The sequence below is a fragment of the Novosphingobium decolorationis genome (assembly GCF_018417475.1).
Taxonomy (GTDB): domain Bacteria; phylum Pseudomonadota; class Alphaproteobacteria; order Sphingomonadales; family Sphingomonadaceae; genus Novosphingobium; species Novosphingobium decolorationis.
In genome coordinates this window covers 4,558,872-4,576,418 of sequence record NZ_CP054856.1, presented here as the reverse complement: position 1 = coordinate 4,576,418, position 17,547 = coordinate 4,558,872, and the positions used below count along the sequence as shown (strand labels likewise).

Below are 17,547 nucleotides of genomic sequence, written 5' to 3'. Positions count from 1 at the left end.
AAATAGTGTTATACACTTGGCTCGTACCCTGCCCTTCGGGATCGCAACGTTCGAGACGCAGCAGGGCCATGGATCCATGTGAACGTGGACCACACGAGACCCCTGCTGCCCGTTGCAGTGGACCTGGCCAAGGCCGGGTTGGAGAGAGAAAGAGGGCACGCCAGGTATGGGCTACGTCTCAGCGGCCGAGTTCGTGCGCAAGTTCGCGCGGTTTCGCGATGAAGCACACGATTCGCCGGTTTTCATCACCCACCACGGGCGCGAGACGCACGTGCTTTGCCCGATTGACCTGTGGAACCGGATTGGCGGCAGCGAACCGGGCGAGAACCCCAACCAGCGCAACGAATCGGCCAATTTCGCGCTGGCCGACTGGATCGACGACGGCATCATCGCCTGCGACGAGAACATGCGTGTCGTCTACGCCAACCGCAATGCCCACGCCCTGACCAAGTCGCAGCCCGGCACGCTGATCGGCCCCAGCCTGATCGAGGCCCTGCCCTGCATCAGCGGCAGCCTGCTCGAAGTCCAGGCCCGCCAGACGCTGGTGCACGGGCACCCGAACATGGCCGACATCCCCTCTCCCTTCGTCGAGAACGCCTGGCTACGCTTCCAGACCTTCCCGCTCGAGGACCGTCTGGCCATCCGCCTCCACGACATCACCCAGGAGGTGGAACGCCACTTCAAGGCCAACGTCAAGGAAGCCATGATCGAGGCGCTCAACAAGCATGGCGGCGTGGCCTATGCCCGCGTCTCCGTGCGTGGCACCATCGACCGCGTCGATGCCCCTTTCTGCGAAATGCTCGACCTGCCCGAGGAGCGTCTCATCGGCGTCGCCCTCACCGACCTGGTCGATCTGCCCGACAAGGTCACCTTTCGCGAAGCGCTCGAAGGCGTTCTGCGCGGCGGCGAGCCGGTCCGCCTGCACACTCACTTCCTCACCAACCGGGGCAAAACGATCCCGCTGTGCATGGCGCTGGTGAAGCTCGAAGGGGTCTACGGCAGCGAAGGTGCCATCGCCGTCCTGACCGACGAGAGCGACAGCGCCTGAAACAACCTGCCTGCAGCGGAGCAAATGCAGAGTGCCGCCGTGATGCGGCCAGCCGCCCGGAGATTGTCCGATCCGGCTCAGTGTTCCAAGCTTGAGCAATGCCTGTGCCCGACTACCCGACCCACAGCCGCTTTTCGACCCTAGCCAAATCCGCAGCAGTGGGAGCCTATGCGGGGACGGCTCTGTTCTTGCTGGCAATTGCCAGCGTTGAAACGAAGCCCTTGTTCACGTCCGCACACGAAGCGTGGATCATCCCGGTTCTCATCGCCGGGTATGGCACGTTCGCCATCCCTTTCACGGCACTCGGGCTATGTCTCTTCGGCCTGCCTCTCCGCGCACTTTTGGGCCCCTGGCGCGACGCCCCCTGGATGGCTCTGCTCGCCGCACTGTGTGGAGCCGTGGCGGGGCTCATCTTCTTATGGCTTTTCACCGGCCTGACTTGGGGGCCACTTACCCTTGCGACCTTCAAGAGTGGCGCATTCGGCATCACTTGGGGTGTGCCCACGGGGCTCGCGTATTGGCATTTCGAGAGGAAGGCGTCTGCCCCTCCCAGAATTGCGGGACAAATAGAGGTAAACAGAAAATTGCAGTAACCATCTGTCCAATACGAAGGATGACGGGGCCAAACCTTTTCCTGAAATTAACCAGGCAACCAAAAGTCTCAAAACCGGGGGAATTTCCCCGAGGCCTCACTGTGTAAAATACAAGGACGGTCCTTCCGAACCTGCAAACTCTCCTTTGCATTCCGCGCGCATCCTGAACGTGGAGATAAGGAGAGAGACGATGACCAAGGCTATCGGAGGAGCCATTTACCCACGTTACGCGCGGCCTCGCCGCATTCTGGCTCCCGTCGCGCGGCGCCTGGCGCGGATCCGGCGCCTGCCCGCCCACACGGGCGGCGCGGTCCTGGTGGAGGCCGCGCTCGCCCTTCCCGTCCTCATCATGCTGCTTCTGGGCGTTGTGACCTACGGCGGCTGGTTCATGGCCGCCCATTCGCTGCAGCAGGCCGCCAACGAGGCGGCCCGGGCTTCGGTCGCCGGGCTCGACGCGCTCGAGCGGCGCCAGCTGGTCGACACCAGTCTTGCCGACAGCGTCCTGCACGCCGGTACGCTCGATCCGGACCTGGTGACCGTGCGGACCGGCCTCGACGGCCAGTATTACCGCGTCACCCTCGTCTACGATGTCAGCCAGGCGGAAATGTTCAGCAACTCCCTGGTGCCCCTGCCCGGCGACACGATCGCGCGCGTGGCCACCGTCCAGCTTGCCGGGATCTGAGGAGTTGGGCCATGAAAGCACGTACAGCACGCCTTCGCCCCCTTGCCTGCGATAACGAGGGGGCTGTCACCGCCATGCTGGCAGGCTCTCTGCTCATGCTGATGGGGGTGGCAACGGTTGCCGTGGACCTGGGCGCGATCTACCTCGCAGAGCGCCGCCTCCAGGGCCTGGCCGATGCCGCCGCGATGGCCGCCGCGCAGGAAAACGCCATCGAAATGCGCCGCTCCGCCGTCCAGGGCCTCATCGACCAGAGCCGCGAGGCCGACATCGAGATCGCCGAACTCGAAAGCGGCACCTATCGCCAGGACAATATCGTGCCCCTGGACGAACGCTTCCAGCTTGGCGGGGAGGACAGCGCCGCGCGCGTCCACCTTGTCCAGACGGTCCCGCTCTTCTTCGGACGTGCGCTCGGCTTCGAGACGGCCACGGTGCGCGCGCGCGCGACGGCCGCGCGGATCGACATGGCCGCCTATTCGCTGGGTTCGAGCCTTGCCACCGTGTCGGACGGCGTTCCCAACGCGCTGCTCTCGGCGCTGATCGGGACCGAGCTCAACCTCTCGGTGCTCGATTCGCAGAACCTTGCCAGCGCCGATGTCGACCTCTTGGGGTACGCCGAGGCCCTCAAGCTGCAGGTCAATGCGAACGAGGGCACCTACGCCGAGCTGTTCGACACGCCTGTCCCGCTCGGCGATGCGCTGCGCGCGATCGGCTCGACCGCGGCCGACAGCGCCACGGTTGCCCTCATCGACCGGATCGCGGACGAGGCCCCCTTCGTTGAAGTGCGCCTTGCCGACCTCCTCGATCTGGGCCCCTACGGCGCGCTTGACTACGATCCGGGCACGGCGGGCGTGGAGGTCGACGCCTTCTCGCTGGTGCGCATGCTGCTCGAACTTTCCCACGGCGACACGCTCGACATCGAACTGGACCTGGCCGCCACCGGGCTCTCCAGCGTCCATGTGCGCCTCGTGCGCGGCTATGGACTGGCGCATTCCCCCTGGCTGACGATCACCGGCGCGCGCGATTACGTCCTGCGCACGGCCCAGGCCCGGCTGCTCGTGTCCGCGCGCGTGGGTACGGGGAGCCCCTGGCTGCCATCCATCGAACTCCCCCTCTACACCGAGCTCGCCCAGGCCGAGGCCACACTCGATGATATCCAGTGCAGCGGCGATCCCAATAGCGACGGTGTGCGGCTTGGCGTGACCCCGGCCATCGGCACCATCGGCATCGGGCGGCCCGACGCGCAGGACATGGGGGACCTTTCGAGCCCGGTCACGCTTTCGCGCGCCACCCTCGTCAACGTGCCGCTGATTGCGCGCGTTACCGCGCTTTCGGAAGTGTCGCTGGGCGGTACGACCGGCCCGCAGGAGGTCCACTTCACCTTTGCCGACATCCGCGACAAGGTCACCAAGACCGTCTCGACGCAGGATCTGACCCAGTCGCTCGCGACCTCTCTGATCGCGCAGACCGACCTCGAAGCCCAGACGCTGGGCCTCTCGCTCAGCCTGTCCTCTGTCACCAACATCGTCGGCCATAGCCTGGCCACGATTGCTCCGACACTCGATGCGACCGTGTTCTCTCTCACGCAGGCGCTTGGTCTCCGCCTCGGGGCAGCCGATGTCCAGGTCAACAAGGTCCGCTGCGGAGTGCCCACCGTCATCGCCTGACGCATCCGGACCGATCCTCGGGAGAGCCTCCCCCCTTTCTCTCTCCCGACACCTACCGGGCCCGCCGCCAGACCCTCGGCAGCGGGCCCGGTTTCCTGCCGGGCTTGCGCCGCCCAGTCGTTCCCTATATGTTCCAGATCATGGAACACGCGAAAGGCAGAGGATCGGTCAGCAACCAGGTCAGCGCGCGCTTTGGCCTCGCCCGCCACGAAGCCGATGGCGACTGGCGCGATGCGCGCACCGACATCGACGGCCCGCTACCCCCGCTGCGCACCACCGTGACCGAGCTTCGCCCGAAGAGCATCGTCTCCTTCAACCAATCGCCCGACATCCCCTTCGACCGCTCGATCAACGCCTACAACGGGTGCGAACATGGCTGCATCTACTGCTTTGCCCGGCCCAGCCATGCCTACCACGACCTTTCGCCCGGCCTCGATTTCGAAACCAGGCTCTTTGCCAAGCCCGATGCCGCCCGGTTGCTGCGCAAAACGCTGGCCCGCCGGAACTACCGCGTCGCCCCGATTGCGATGGGGACCAACACCGATCCCTACCAGCCGATCGAGCGGCGCTACCGGATCACCCGGGAGATCCTCGACCTGTGCCTGGAAGTCGGCCATCCGGTCAGCCTCGTCACCAAGTCCGACCGCATCCTTGCGGACAGCGACGTACTGGCCGAACTGGCGCGGCGCGATCTTGTCAGCGTCGGGATCTCGGTCACCAGCCTCGACGCGCGCCTTTCGCGCCTGCTCGAACCGCGCACGGCAGCTCCTGCCAAGCGCTTTGCCGCGCTCGAGGCCCTGAATGCCCAAGGTATTCCCGCCCACGCCATGATCGCACCGGTCATCCCCGCGATTACCGACCACGAACTGGAAAGCCTGGTCGAAGCCGCGGCCAGCGCGGGATCGCGCGGAGCCATGTGGATCATGCTGCGCCTGCCGCTTGAGGTCGCCCCGCTCTTTCGCGAATGGCTCGAGACCCATTTCCCCGAGCGCGCGGGCAAGGTCATGGCTATCATCCGCGAAATGCGCGGCGGGCGCGACAACGATCCGCGCTTTGGCGAGCGCTTCCGCCCCCAGAGCCCCTGGGCCGACCTCGTGCGCAGCCGCTTTCGCCTTGCCATGAAGCGCCACGGCCTTGGGCCTCCCGGCGTCCACCTCGATTGCAGCCAGTTCCGCGCGCCCTCGCCCGACGGGCAACTCAGCCTGCTGTAGAGGCCTAGGCACGATCGGGGAGCCACCGCCCATGAAACAATACACTTGCCTAATAACAAGTGCCGTGCGTTCATGGCGCCCTTGCATTGCCCACCGTGCTCCCGGAGGAAAATCCATGAACGCCACTCTCCTCGCGCTGGCTCTTGCCAGTCTTGCCCCGGCTGCGGGCGCGTCCTCCGCGCCGGACGGCCAGGCTACGCTCCCCTCGGTGAGCCGCGCGCAAGCCTGCACCCCGGACTGCCTCTCCACGACCGAGGCGGTCACCTACGCCTCCTATCTGGGCTCAAAAGCGGGCGTTGCCGGGATTTTCGAAATGCCCGTGCGTGCGGTGGGCGCGCAGAACGGTAACATCTACCTGAACTCCGAGCGCGACTACCGTGACCGCAACTGCCTGACCGTCTCCATTCCCATGCGCACTGCACGGCGCATGTTCGGCAGCGATGACCCCGATGAGATTGCCAAACAATTGAAGGGGCAGCGCATTTTCGTAAAAGGCATTGCCCGGCAGACCCGCATCAACTTCATCGCGAACGGTCAGCCGACCGAAAAGTACTACTTCCAGATCCACGTCCTGGCCGACAAGCCTGAGCAATTGCGGCTCGCGGCCTGACGCGCGCCGCGCTCCCAGACTGCCCGCTGAACACGCGGTAATCTGCGGTTCATGGAACCGGAGGCGCGTATCCTTGGTTATTCCCGGCAACATGAAACAATAACGGGATGCGAAACCATGGCAGATGAATACGTGACCCAGGAGCGCCGCACTACCACCGAGGAACCCGCGGCGGCACAGCCTACCCACACCACCGTGATCCACGAGAGCAAGTCCTCCTCGGGCGGCAGTGGCCTTGTCATTGCGCTGGTGCTGCTGGTTGCCGTCGCGGGCGGCTTCTACCTCTTCAGCCAGACGTCCTCGAGCGAGGTCGCGCGCGACAACGCCATTGCCGATGCCGCCCAGGATGTCGGCAACGCGGCCTCGCAGATCGGCGATGCGGCCGAAAGCGCAGCCGAAGGCGCCGCGAACAACTAAGGCGCCGCCCCTCAGGTGCAAAAGGCCCGGCATTCCATATCGAGCGCCGGGCCTTTCTGCGTGCCTGGAAGGGAGCGCGGCAATCAGGCTGCGCGGCGCACGCTCTCGGGGCCCTGGCGGGCGATCAGCGATATGTTCGAGAGTCCCTCGACACTGGCGAGCTGCTCGGCAAATTCGCCATCAAGCGCGAAGTCACGCCCCAGCCGCACCCGCTGGTCACGTCCGTCGCCCAGCTTGAGCGTCGCCATCACCTCGCCCGTCCCCTTGCGCCCCGGACGCATGAGGAGCGCGAGTTCCTGCACCGCCTCGACCGTGCTGATGTCGAGGCGCAGCAGCATGCGCGCGCCCGCCGTCACTTCGGCCAGCGGGCGTCCGCTGCGCACGGTGACGCGCGGCGGCTCGTCCTCGCTGGGGCTGTCGAGCTCAACCTGGAGGAGCAGGCAGGCGTTCTCCTTGCCCCAGGCCACGAAGGCATCGACCATGTTCTCTTCAAAGCAGCAGGCCGAGAAGTTGCCCGAGGCGTCCGAGTAATCGACCATGACGAAGTCCTTGCCCCGCTTGGTCTTCCGCTTCTGCACGTTCTCGACCATCGCGGCCATGACGGCGCCGGTGCGCCCGCCCTCGCCGCCACCGGCCATGAGGCTCGTGTAGGTGCGCGCGCCGTTCGCCGAGGCGACCGCACGGAACTGCTCGACCGGGTGCGCGGCGAAGTAGAAGCCGAAGACCTCACGCTCCTTGGCCATCTGGTCCATGCGGCTCCAGGGCTTGGCATCGACCAGACGCAGGCCCTGCACGGCGTGGTCCTCGTCCCCGAAGAGACCGCCTTGCGTCGAATTGCGTTCGCGCGCGGACATGTCGGCTTCGGCGAGCAGCGTGTCGGCGTTGGCGATGACCTTGGCGCGGTTGGGCTCGAGGCTGTCGAGGCCTCCCGCCGCGCCCAGGCTTTCCAGCAGGCGGCGGTTCATCGAGCCTGCGGGCGCACGGCGGAAGAGGTCATCGAGGCTGGTGAACTTGCCGTTGGTCTCGCGCTCCTTGACCACCGCGTCCATGGCCTTCTCGCCCACGTTGCGGATGCCAGCCAGCGCATAGCGCACAGCGAGGCTGTCGTGGGTTTCCTCGACGATGAACTCGGCTTCGGACCTGTTGATGTCGGGCGGCGCGACCTCGATGCCGTTGCGGCGCATGTCGTCGACGAAGATCGCCAGCTTTTCGGACTGGTGCATGTCGAAGCACATGGCCGCCGCGTAGAATTCGTGCGGGTAGTGCGCCTTGAACCAGGCGGTGTGATAGGCGAGCAGCGCGTAGGCGGCCGCGTGCGACTTGTTGAAGCCGTAGCCTGCGAACTTGTCGATCAAGTCGAACAGTTCGTTGGCCTTGGGCGCGTCGATGTCGGAGACTTCCTTGCAGCCCGCGACGAAGCGCTTGCGCTGCTTGTCCATCTCGGCCTGGACCTTCTTGCCCATGGCGCGGCGCAGAAGGTCTGCATCGCCCAGCGAGTATCCGGCCAGGATCTGCGCGGCCTGCATCACCTGTTCCTGATAGACGAAGATCCCGTAGGTCTCCTCCAGGATACCCGCCAGCTTCTCGTGCGGGTAGATGATCTTCTCCAGCCCGTTCTTGCGTCGACCGAAGAGCGGGATGTTGTCCATCGGGCCCGGACGGTAGAGCGAGACGAGCGCGATGATGTCGCCGAAGTTGGTCGGCTTCACGGCCGCGAGCGTGCGGCGCATGCCTTCCGATTCCAGCTGGAACACGCCAACCGTATCGCCACGCTTCAGAAGCTCGTAGGTGCCCGGATCGTCCCAGCTCAGCGTCGAGAGGTCGATCGTGATGCCCCGCCGCTCCAGAAGATCGCAGGCGCGGCGCAGGACCGAGAGCGTCTTGAGGCCGAGGAAGTCGAACTTGATGAGGCCGGTGTCCTCGACGAACTTCATGTCGAACTGCGTCACCGGCATGTCCGAGCGCGGATCGCGGTAGAGCGGGACCAGCTTTTCCAGCGGCCGGTCGCCGATGACGACGCCCGCCGCGTGGGTCGAGGAGTTGCGCGGCATGCCTTCAAGCTGGACCGCGAGGTCCACCAGGCGCTTCACCTCGGGGTCGTTGTTGTATTCGCGGAGGAACTCTTCCACCGGCGGCGAGGTGGAGCCGTCCTTCTCCTTCTTGCCGTTGAGCGCCTGGTCGAGCGTCCACGGGTCGGTCGGATGGTTGGGCACCATCTTGCACAGGCTGTCGACGCGGCCATAGCCCATCTGCAGGATGCGCCCGCAGTCGCGCAGCACCGCGCGCGCCTTCATCTTGCCGAAGGTGATGATCTGGGCGACGTGGTCGTGCCCGTACTTCTTCTGCACGTAGCGGATCGTCTCGCCGCGCCGGGTTTCGCAAAAGTCGATGTCGAAGTCGGGCATCGAGACGCGTTCCGGGTTGAGGAAGCGTTCGAACAGCAGACCCAGCTTGAGCGGATCGAGGTCGGTGATGGTAAGCGCCCAGGCGACCAGCGAACCGGCGCCCGAACCACGGCCCGGGCCCACCGGAATACCGTTGTCCTTCGACCACTTGATGAAGTCGGCAACGATCAGGAAGTAGCCGGGAAAGCCCATGCCCACGATGATGTCGATCTCGAACTTCAGCCGCTTGGCGTAGTCGATGAAGTCCTCGGTGACGCCCTTCTCGCGCAAGGTCTCGTACGCGGCGGTCAGTTCCTCGCCCTCGAGGGCGAGCGCCTCGTCGAGCTCGGCTTCGCTCGCGTCGGGCCAGTAGGGGGCGAGACGGCGCGCCAGGCCGCGACGCGAATCGCGCGCGAGCATGGCTTCCTCGCCCTTCTTGTCGCCGGCAAGGCTGGGCAGCAGCGCAGGACGGCGCGGCGGGACATAGGCGCAGCGCTGCGCGACGACGAGGGTGTTGGCCATCGCCTCGGGCATGTCAGCGAACATCTCCTCCATGGCCTCGATCGGCTTGACCCAGCGCTCGGGCGAGGAGCGCGGACGTTCCGCGGCATCGACTTGGGTGGAGTTGGCGATGCACAGCATGGCATCGTGCGCGGCGTGAAAGGTGCTTTCCGAATACTGCGCCGGGTTCGAGGCGACGAGCGGGATGTCGCGCGCGTAGGCGAGATCGATCAGCGCCTCCTCGCTCGCGTCCTCGACGTCCTCGCCGGTGCGGGTGATCTCGATGTAGAGGCGGCCCGGGAAGAAGCGTTCGAGCGCTTCGCAATAGCGGGTCGCCTCGGCGGTATCGCCCTTGGCGAGAAGCCGCGCGAGCGCGCCCTCGTCGCCGCCCGAAAGGCAGATCAACCCGTCGGTGTAGCCTTCGAGCGAGTCGAGCTCGACGTGCGGGTCCAGTTCAAGCGGGCGTTCGAGGTGGGCGCGGCTGACATGGCGGCACAGGTTCTCCCAGCCGGTCTCGTTCTGCGCGAAGAGCGCAAGCCAGTCGATCGGGCGGTCCTGCCCCTGCGCCACGGCGCCCGGCCGCGCAACGGCGAGGAACGTGCCGACGATGGGCTGGATACCCGCCCCCTTGGCCGCCTGGGCATAGGTAGGCGCGGCATAGAGGCCGTTGCGGTCACAGATCGCCATGGCCGGAAAACCCCGGGCTTTCGCCAGTTTCGCCATGGCCTTGGGGTCGATCGAGCCATCCAGCATCGTGTAGCTGGAGAAGATGCGCAAGGGTACGAAAGGAGAGAACGCCATGTCCGCGATCTAGGCCCCGGGCCGCGGACGGATCAAGACCTTGCGGCCATCGAATGGGGGATAGCCGCGCACGCGGGCGCACGAGGCATGAACGCTGGTTAACGCCAAAGCAGGACAATCCAGCGCTCATCCAGCGAACAAGGATACTTGCGCCACTGCGATGATTACAAAATCTTCACAATTATAGAAGCTTACAGCAAAAATTTAAGACAGACCCCCTCTTTGCAAGCTACGCATAAAGAGTTAAGGATAGTATCCTATAGATACATCCCGGAACGAGAGCGTGCATCGGCGCGACGGACAGCAACACGGGTGAGCCGCAGGCGGCAGGACATAGGCCCTGCCCGCTGGCGGATGCCCCCGCTCAAGATGAGGACGCCAGTTCGCCGTGCCCGATATCGCACCATCGCATCTCGCTCTTCCGGCTCGCGCCATGGCCCGGCGCTGACCCCGACATGGCGGACATCCCCACCATTGCCGTGTGCAGTACGGCGGCCGCGGCAATCCTGTGCATCGCCATGATCCTGGCCTGGTTCAAGGACGGCCGCCCGCGCCATTCGGTCTGGCTCTTCTCACCCTTCGCGGTGGCCATCCCCGCGGGCATCCTCTTAAGCTACCCGGACGAACTGGGCGGTGCGCCCGCGCTCGCCTTCGGCTGGTTCCTCTTCACGCTGATGTTCGGCGCGGCCTGGCAGTGTGCGCGCTATGCCGCGCGCCGACGCCCGCTGCCGATCCCCGCGCTCATCGCCTGCCTTGTCAGCCTTGTCTTCTCGCTTACGCTCGGGAACGATGCCCACTTCCCCGAATGGCGCATGTTGCCACGCACGCTCCTGATGGCGGGTTTCAGCCTGCTGAGCGCGCGCGAGTTCCAGAGCCTGCGCGACCGCCACCTGCCCTCGGCCCAGACGCTGGCCTGGATCTTCTACGCCTTCGGCGCCTACCACGCGCTGCGCGTTCCCTTCACGACGGTCCTGCCGGCCCCCTACGGTTCGCTCGAGACGCAGACCTGGGCCATCGCCAGCTTCAACTTCCTCCTGGTGCTGCAAGGACTTTGTCTGGCCGTCTTCATGACGACGCTGGGGCGCGAGCGGATCGCGCTGCACCATTTCCAACTGGCCATGGTCGATCCGCTGACGGGCGTGGGGAACCGCCGTGCACTCGACCGGCGGCTCGCACAGCTGGCCCAGGAAGGCAGCGGAAGCGAGGGACAGGTGCTCGCGCTGGCCGTGCTCGACATCGATAACTTCAAGTCCGTCAACGACCGCTTCGGGCATGGCTTTGGCGACGTGGTGATTGCAGGTGCAGCCAATATTGCCTGCGAATTCGTCCATCATCGCAGCGTCTTTCGCCATGGCGGCGAGGAATTTGCCGTGCTCATCGAGGCCCCCTCGCCGGACAGCGCCTACGCCCGGGTCGAGCGCATCCGCGCCGCCTTTGCAGCCCGCGCACATCGCAACGCCGACCACGCGCACCTGGCGACGCTGAGCGCGGGCGTTGCCATCCACACGCCCGGAATTTCGCCCCAGCAGCTTCTCGACGAGGCGGACCGGGCGCTCTATCTCGCCAAGGCGCTGGGCCGCAACCGCACGGTCCTGGCCGACGAGGCGGGTATGGCACGGCTGATGGAAGAGGCCCTGCACGCCGAGACCAGCCGCGCACCGGCGCCCCCCGCCGCCGCCACCGACGCGCAGGAAACGCAGGCCCTGGCCCCCAGCGGGCCGGAGCGCCGCCGCGCCTGAGCCTTGCTCAGAGCAGCGTCTCGATATCGCGGGAAAGTGTGACGGGCTTTTCGGTCGGGCCGTAGCGGCGCACGACATGGCCTTCGCGATCAATCAGGAACTTGGTGAAGTTCCACTTGATCGCCCTGGTGCCCAGAACACCCGGTGCCTCGGCCTTGAGCCACTGGAAGAGAGGATCGGCGTTCGCGCCGTTGACCTCGATCTTGCCCATCACGGGGAAGGAGAGGCCGAAATTGATCTCGCAGAACTGGGCGATATCCTCGGCCGAGCCGGGCTCCTGCCGGCCGAACTGGTTGCACGGAAAGGCCATGACCTCAAACCCGCGCGGACCGTAGGTGCGATAGAGGGCCTCCAGGCCCTTGTACTGCGGGGTAAAACCGCACTTGCTGGCGGTGTTGACCACCAGCACCACCCTGCCGAGACGGTCGGCCAGGCCCACCGTCTCGCCAGAAGGCAACCTCGCCGAGAAATCGGCGATGGTGCGTGGATCAGGCATCGCCCTTGGGGAAATCCGAACGGCGGTACAGCGTGATGATCTCGGCGTACTTGAAGGTGCGGTCACCGGCCTTCTGGATCGCGTAGTCCTCACGCTTTTCCTCGGGCAGGTCCATCACGAACTCGATCATTTCGGCCACGGTCCCGCGGCGCAGGACCTTGAAGCGGTGGAACAGGCCGCCGCCGTCCTCGCACTTGTGCAGTTCGGCCGAATCGTTCCAGGCGAAGCCGGAACCGGCGCCTTCACCGCCGTGAATGGTGGAGGGATTGTCGCTCATCGCGCTTGGCCTTTCATGTTCACTCTTATGGGACCGCCCGGTGCTGACGGTAGTTGTACCGAGCTTTTGTTTCCATTTGGCAATGTCGATCGCCAAAATCAACGCGCGCGTGCCCTCGTGCGGACGCACGCGTGCAATTTTCAGGCAAGCACGCCCTCATGCAGGCGCACCACGCGGTCCATCGCCGCGGCCAGACGCTCGTTGTGGGTCGCGACAAGCGCCGCGCTGCCCTGCCCGCGCACGAGTTCGAGGAACTGGGCAAAGACAGTGTCGGCGGTGGCCTCGTCGAGGTTGCCGGTCGGCTCGTCCGCCAGCACCAGCCGGGGCGAATTGGCCAGCGCACGGGCCACCGCCACGCGCTGCTGCTCGCCGCCCGAGAGCTTGCTGGGACGATGATCGAGCCGCTTGCCCAACCCCAGCGCGGTGAGAAGCTGGGTTGCCCGCTCCTCGCAGGCCGCGCGTGCGCGGCCCGTGATGAGCTGGGGCAGAACCACATTCTCGATCGCGTTGAAATCGGGGAGGAGGTGGTGGAACTGGTATACAAAACCGATGTGATCGCGCCGCACCGCCGCGCGCGCGTCCTTGCCCAGGTGGCTGGCGTCGATCCCGGCGATCTCGATGCGCCCGCCAAAGCCGCCCTCAAGAAGACCGATAGCCTGGAGCATGGTCGACTTGCCCGAGCCCGAGGGCCCCAGCAGCGCGACGATCTCGCCCGGCTGCACGGCAAGGTTCACGCCGCGCAGCACGTCGATGCGCACGCCCCCCTGCTCGAAGCTGCGGGTCACGCCCTCAAGGCGCACGACCGGATCGGTGGACGGGTCGGCCGGGGCCGGAACGACGAGAGGATCACTCATAGCGAAGGACCTGGACAGGATCGGTGCTCGCCGCCTTGAACGCGGGGTAGAGCGTGGCGAGGAAGCTGAGGACGAGCGAGAGCACGCAGATGATGACGATCTCGAGCGGATCGGTGCGCGCGGGCAGCTCGGTGAGGAAGCGGATCGAGGGGTCCCACAGGTTCTGCCCCGTCAGCGTCTCGACAAGGCGCACGACCGGCTGGCGGAAATAGAGGAAGACCGCGCCCAGGATCAGGCCCGCGACGGTGCCCGCCGCGCCGATGCAGAAGCCCGCGGTCACGAAGACCTTGATCAGCGAGCGGCGCGTCGCGCCCATCGTGCGCAGGATCGCGATGTCGCGCGTCTTGGCGCGCACAAGCATGATCAGCGAGGAGAGGATGTTGAAGACCGCGACGAGGACGATGATCGAGAGGACCACGAACATCGCCACGCGCTCGACCGCCAGCGCCTCGAACAGCGAGGCGTTCATCTGCTTCCAGGTGGTGACGACGGCCTTGCCCTTGAGCTGGCGTTCCAGCGGGGCCAGGAACTCGCTCACCCGGTCGGGATCGGACGTCGTGATCTCGATGGTGCCGATGGTGTCGCCCGACAGGAGGAGCTGCTGCGCGTTGGCCATGGGCATGATCACGTAGCGCTCGTCGAGATCGTAGATCCCGATCTCGAAGATGGCGGTGACCGTGTAGGCGATCTGCCGGGGAACCGTACCGAAGGGCGTCGGACGCCCCGCCGGGTTGATGATGGTGATGGTATCGCCCACCCGCGCACCCAGGTTCTGGGCCAGCTGCGAGCCGATGGCGATGTTGCTCACCCCGTCCGCCAGCGATTTCAGGCTGCCCTCCTGCACCTTGTCGGCCAGGGCATCAATGTCCCCTTGCGTATTGCCGCGCACGAGGATGCCTTCGACCCGGCCGTTGAAGGTGGTCATCAGCGGCTGCTCGATCAGCGGCGAGGCATGGGTGACGCCGGGTGTCTTGCGCGCATTCGCAAGCACTTCCTCCCAGTTCTCCAGCCGTCCGCCGTAGGCCTGCACGATGGCGTGGCCGTTGAGGCTGACGATCTTGTCGAAGAGTTCGGCGCGAAAACCGTTCATCACGCTCATCACGATGACGAGCGCGGCAACGCCGAGCATGACCGCCACGAGGCTGATCCCGGCGACGAGCGCGATGAAGCGCTCCCCCTTGCCGGGCAGCATGTAGCGCTTGGCGATGGTCCATTCGAAAGGAGAGAGTAGCAAGCGGGACGCCGCCTTCTGTGAAGAGGTGAAAACCGGATAAAGCTGTGCAGGCGCCAAGCCTTAAGGTGAAGGCCTGTGGGAGGCAAGCAAGGAGCGCCCCCGCCCCCGTGCTCGCCGCCCGGACGTGCCCGCCTGAAGCGCACAAGATGCCTCCCGGTTCCCGCCCCAGGACGAGAGCCAGTCCGTGTCACATCCGCGTCACCTTTTCCCGTCAAGGAAACAATGGCGATGCTTGCGGGTTCACGCCTCTTGCAATTGCGGCCGATCCCTGCAAATGCGCCCTCGACCTTGACGCAGGCGCGGGCCCTCATTCCATGAACCTTACACACCCCTTTCGTGACGCCGACGGGGACAAACTGCGCGAAGAGTGCGGTGTCTTTGGCGTAATCGGAGCACAGGACGCGGCGAACATCACCGCCGCCGGTCTCCACTCCCTTCAGCATCGTGGCCAGGAGGCGGTGGGTATCACCTGCTTCTCGGGCAGCGATTTCCGGTCGCATCGCGGACTGGGCCACGTGGCCCAGGTCTTCGACAACGACACTCTCGAGACGCTTCCGGGCGCGATGGCCTCGGGCCACGTGCGCTACTCGACCACCGGTGGTTCGGGCCTGCGCAACGTGCAGCCGCTCTACGCCGATCTCGCCGCAGGCGGCTTCTCGATCGCGCACAACGGCAACATCTCGAACGCGATGACGCTCAAGCGCGACCTCGTGATGAAGGGCTCGATCTTCCAGTCGACCTCCGACACCGAGGTGATCATCCACCTCGTCGCGACGAGCCGCTACCCCACCCTTCTCGACAAGTTCATCGATGCCCTGCGCATGGTCGAGGGCGGCTACGCCCTCATCTGCATGACCAATGAGGGCATGATGGCCTGCCGCGATCCGCTGGGCATCCGCCCGCTGGTGATGGGCCGCATCGGCGATGCCATCGTCTTTGCCTCCGAAACGGTGGCCTTCGACGTGATCGGCGCGGAATTCATCCGCGCGGTCGAGCCGGGCGAGCTGGTCCAGGTGGACTTCAAGGGCACGATCTCGAGCCACCGTCCCTTCGGCAGCCCCTCCCCGCGCCCCTGCATCTTCGAGCACGTCTACTTCAGCCGTCCCGACTCGGTGATGGACGGGATCTCTGTCTACCAGGCGCGCAAGCAGATCGGCATGGAACTGGCCAAGGAATCGCCCGCCAACGCGGACGTGGTCATTCCCGTGCCCGACAGCGGCGTTCCCGCCGCCATCGGCTACGCGCAGGAATCGGGCATTCCCTTCGAGCTGGGCATCATCCGCTCGCACTATGTCGGGCGCACCTTCATCCAGCCCGGCGATGCAGCGCGCCATTCGAGCGTGAAGCGCAAGCACAACGCCAACCGCGCCATCGTGGAAGGCAAGCGCATCATCCTCATCGACGATTCGATCGTGCGCGGCACGACCTCGATGAAGATCGTCGAGATGATGCGCGATGCAGGCGCGGCCGAAGTGCACATGCGCATCGCCAGCCCGCCCACGCAGCACTCGTGCTTCTACGGTGTGGACACGCCCGAGCGCTCGAAGCTGCTGGCCGCCAAGATGGACACCCAGGCCATGGCCGACTTCATCAAGGCCGACAGCCTCGCCTTCGTCACCATCGACGGTCTCTACCGCGCGGTGGGTGAGCCCAAGCGCGCCAAGAAGTGCCCGCAGTTCTGCGACGCCTGCTTCACCGGCGACTACCCGACCCGCCTCACCGACTTCGAGACCTCGGGCAGCCGGGCATGAGCGCGGCCCCGGCAACGACGTTCGAGGGCCAGATCGCCCTGGTGACCGGCGCCAGCCGGGGCATCGGGGCGGCCACCGCCAAGGCGCTCGCGGCTGCGGGTGCCCACGTGGTGCTCACCGGCCGCGACACCAAGGCGCTGGAAACGGTCGAGGAAGCAATTTTCGAGGCTGGCGGGTCGGCGACCATCGCCCCTGTCGACCTCGTCGAGCCCGACGGCATCGCGCGCCTCGCCACGGCCGTTTCGCAGCGCTGGGGCAAGCTCGACATTCTTGTCATCAACGCCGCGATCCTGCCCGAGCTGACGAGCGTCGCCGACATCGACCAGCGCGTGTTCAACAAGGCGTTGACCACGAACGTGCTCGCCTCGCAGGCGCTCATCGCCAATTTCGATCCGCTCCTGCGCAAGAGCCCGGACGCGCGCGTGATCGGCATGACCACGACCGTCGCGGGCGCCCCGCGCGCCTTCTGGGGCGCCTATGGCGCGACCAAGGCCGCGCTCGAGGTCCTGCTCGACTGCTACGCGCAGGAAACCGAAAAAACCTCGAAGATCCGCGTCGCCATCGTTAACCCTGGTGCGACCCGCACCGCGATGCGCGCACGCGCCTATCCGGGCGAGGATCCCGCGACCGTCAAGACCCCCGAGACCGTCGCCGAGCGCATGGTAGAGCTCCTTACCGAGCCTTTCCCCAGCGGGCACCGCGAATTTCTTAACCAAGCGAAGTAATCTGAGGTAAACTGCTTTCTGACAGCAAAGGCTCTTTCCTCGCGGCCGATTCCGGCCGCGATCGGCAATGCATTCAGGCGCAGGGACCCCTCATCATGGCCAGCACCGGCAAGCAGTTGTACGAGAATGCGGCGCAGGAAGATCGTAGCGCGCCGCGCGAGCGCATCTCCATTCCCGCCTCGCTGCGCGCGTCGGGCGGCAAGGGGTACCAGACCGTCGTGCGCGACCTTTCGATGTCGGGCTTCTCAGCCACGGCCATGAGCCGCATCCACCCCGGCACCTACTGCTGGCTCACCCTGCCGGGCATGGAATCGATGGCCGCCAAGGTCATCTGGTGGGACGAGGGCATGGTCGGCTGCGCCTTTGAAAACCTCATCGCCCCAATCATCTACGAAGACCTCATGGTGCGCTGGCGCCTGAAAGGCTGGCTCGGCAAGAGCGAAGGCTGAACCGGCCGAAGAAGGGGCCACCCCGCCTGTCTCCACCGGCGCCGCACGCTTGGCGTGAGGCTGACAGTTCGGGGAGCCCGAGGGCAATGGCCCTCGGAACTGCTTCCTTCT

At 65.8% G+C, this 17,547-nt stretch carries 15 protein-coding genes; 10 read left to right on the top strand and 5 right to left on the bottom strand.

The window, feature by feature from the left end:
- Positions 1–166 precede the first annotated feature (166 nt).
- The 6 genes from HT578_RS21185 to HT578_RS21160 all read left to right on the top strand — a co-directional run bounded on the left by HT578_RS21185 (position 167) and on the right by HT578_RS21160 (position 6,225).
- Entirely contained in the window at positions 167–1,048 is an 882-nt protein-coding gene (locus tag HT578_RS21185; RefSeq protein WP_213501349.1) for a PAS domain-containing protein, read from the top strand.
- Between the two features lie 783 nt (positions 1,049–1,831).
- Positions 1,832–2,323, top strand: coding sequence for a TadE family protein (locus HT578_RS21180; RefSeq protein ID WP_084592270.1), 492 nt, complete (start codon positions 1,832–1,834; stop codon positions 2,321–2,323).
- A gap of 11 nt (positions 2,324–2,334) precedes the next feature.
- A complete protein-coding gene (locus tag HT578_RS21175; protein ID WP_213501348.1) occupies positions 2,335–3,987 on the top strand; it encodes a TadG family pilus assembly protein in 1,653 nt (550 codons plus the stop codon).
- Between the two features lie 140 nt (positions 3,988–4,127).
- Positions 4,128–5,198, top strand: a complete 1,071-nt coding sequence (locus HT578_RS21170) for a PA0069 family radical SAM protein (protein ID WP_213501347.1) — start codon at positions 4,128–4,130, stop codon at positions 5,196–5,198.
- A gap of 115 nt (positions 5,199–5,313) precedes the next feature.
- Positions 5,314–5,808: a hypothetical protein gene (locus tag HT578_RS21165; protein ID WP_213501346.1), complete on the top strand. Its 495-nt coding sequence runs from the start codon at positions 5,314–5,316 to the stop codon at positions 5,806–5,808.
- Between the two features lie 117 nt (positions 5,809–5,925).
- Positions 5,926–6,225, top strand: a complete 300-nt coding sequence (locus HT578_RS21160) for a hypothetical protein (protein ID WP_213501345.1) — start codon at positions 5,926–5,928, stop codon at positions 6,223–6,225.
- Positions 6,226–6,308: 83 nt separating this feature from the next.
- On the opposite strand, the gene dnaE is transcribed toward HT578_RS21160, so the two are convergent.
- Entirely contained in the window at positions 6,309–9,911 is a 3,603-nt protein-coding gene (dnaE, locus tag HT578_RS21155) for a DNA polymerase III subunit alpha (protein WP_213501344.1), read from the bottom strand.
- A 455-nt stretch (positions 9,912–10,366) separates the two neighbouring features.
- On the opposite strand from dnaE, the gene HT578_RS21150 reads away from it, so the two are divergent.
- The gene (locus HT578_RS21150) at positions 10,367–11,650 is read left to right on the top strand and encodes a GGDEF domain-containing protein (protein ID WP_213501343.1); all 1,284 of its coding nucleotides are present in this window, start codon (positions 10,367–10,369) and stop codon (positions 11,648–11,650) included.
- A gap of 7 nt (positions 11,651–11,657) precedes the next feature.
- Here the strand turns inward: HT578_RS21150 and HT578_RS21145 are convergent, their stop codons facing one another.
- The 4 genes from HT578_RS21145 to HT578_RS21130 all read right to left on the bottom strand — a co-directional run bounded on the left by HT578_RS21145 (position 11,658) and on the right by HT578_RS21130 (position 14,511).
- Positions 11,658–12,146: a glutathione peroxidase gene (locus tag HT578_RS21145; protein WP_213501342.1), complete on the bottom strand. Its 489-nt coding sequence runs from the start codon at positions 12,144–12,146 to the stop codon at positions 11,658–11,660.
- Positions 12,139–12,423: a hypothetical protein gene (locus HT578_RS21140; RefSeq protein WP_039394395.1), complete on the bottom strand. Its 285-nt coding sequence runs from the start codon at positions 12,421–12,423 to the stop codon at positions 12,139–12,141. The genes HT578_RS21145 and HT578_RS21140 overlap by 8 nt, the downstream gene beginning before the upstream one ends.
- 140 nt (positions 12,424–12,563) lie before the next feature.
- Positions 12,564–13,277: an ABC transporter ATP-binding protein gene (locus tag HT578_RS21135; protein WP_213501341.1), complete on the bottom strand. Its 714-nt coding sequence runs from the start codon at positions 13,275–13,277 to the stop codon at positions 12,564–12,566.
- Positions 13,270–14,511, bottom strand: a complete 1,242-nt coding sequence (locus HT578_RS21130) for a lipoprotein-releasing ABC transporter permease subunit (RefSeq protein WP_213501340.1) — start codon at positions 14,509–14,511, stop codon at positions 13,270–13,272. The genes HT578_RS21135 and HT578_RS21130 overlap by 8 nt, the downstream gene beginning before the upstream one ends.
- Positions 14,512–14,825: 314 nt before the next feature.
- Between HT578_RS21130 and purF the strand changes: the two genes are divergently transcribed.
- The 3 genes from purF to HT578_RS21115 all read left to right on the top strand — a co-directional run bounded on the left by purF (position 14,826) and on the right by HT578_RS21115 (position 17,436).
- The gene (gene purF, locus HT578_RS21125) at positions 14,826–16,262 is read left to right on the top strand and encodes an amidophosphoribosyltransferase (RefSeq protein ID WP_039394401.1); all 1,437 of its coding nucleotides are present in this window, start codon (positions 14,826–14,828) and stop codon (positions 16,260–16,262) included.
- The gene (locus tag HT578_RS21120) at positions 16,259–16,987 is read left to right on the top strand and encodes an SDR family NAD(P)-dependent oxidoreductase (protein WP_039394403.1); all 729 of its coding nucleotides are present in this window, start codon (positions 16,259–16,261) and stop codon (positions 16,985–16,987) included. Before purF ends, HT578_RS21120 begins: the two co-directional genes overlap by 4 nt.
- A gap of 95 nt (positions 16,988–17,082) precedes the next feature.
- The gene (locus tag HT578_RS21115; RefSeq protein ID WP_039394406.1) at positions 17,083–17,436 is read left to right on the top strand and encodes a PilZ domain-containing protein; all 354 of its coding nucleotides are present in this window, start codon (positions 17,083–17,085) and stop codon (positions 17,434–17,436) included.
- The last annotated feature ends 111 nt before the right edge of the window (positions 17,437–17,547 follow it).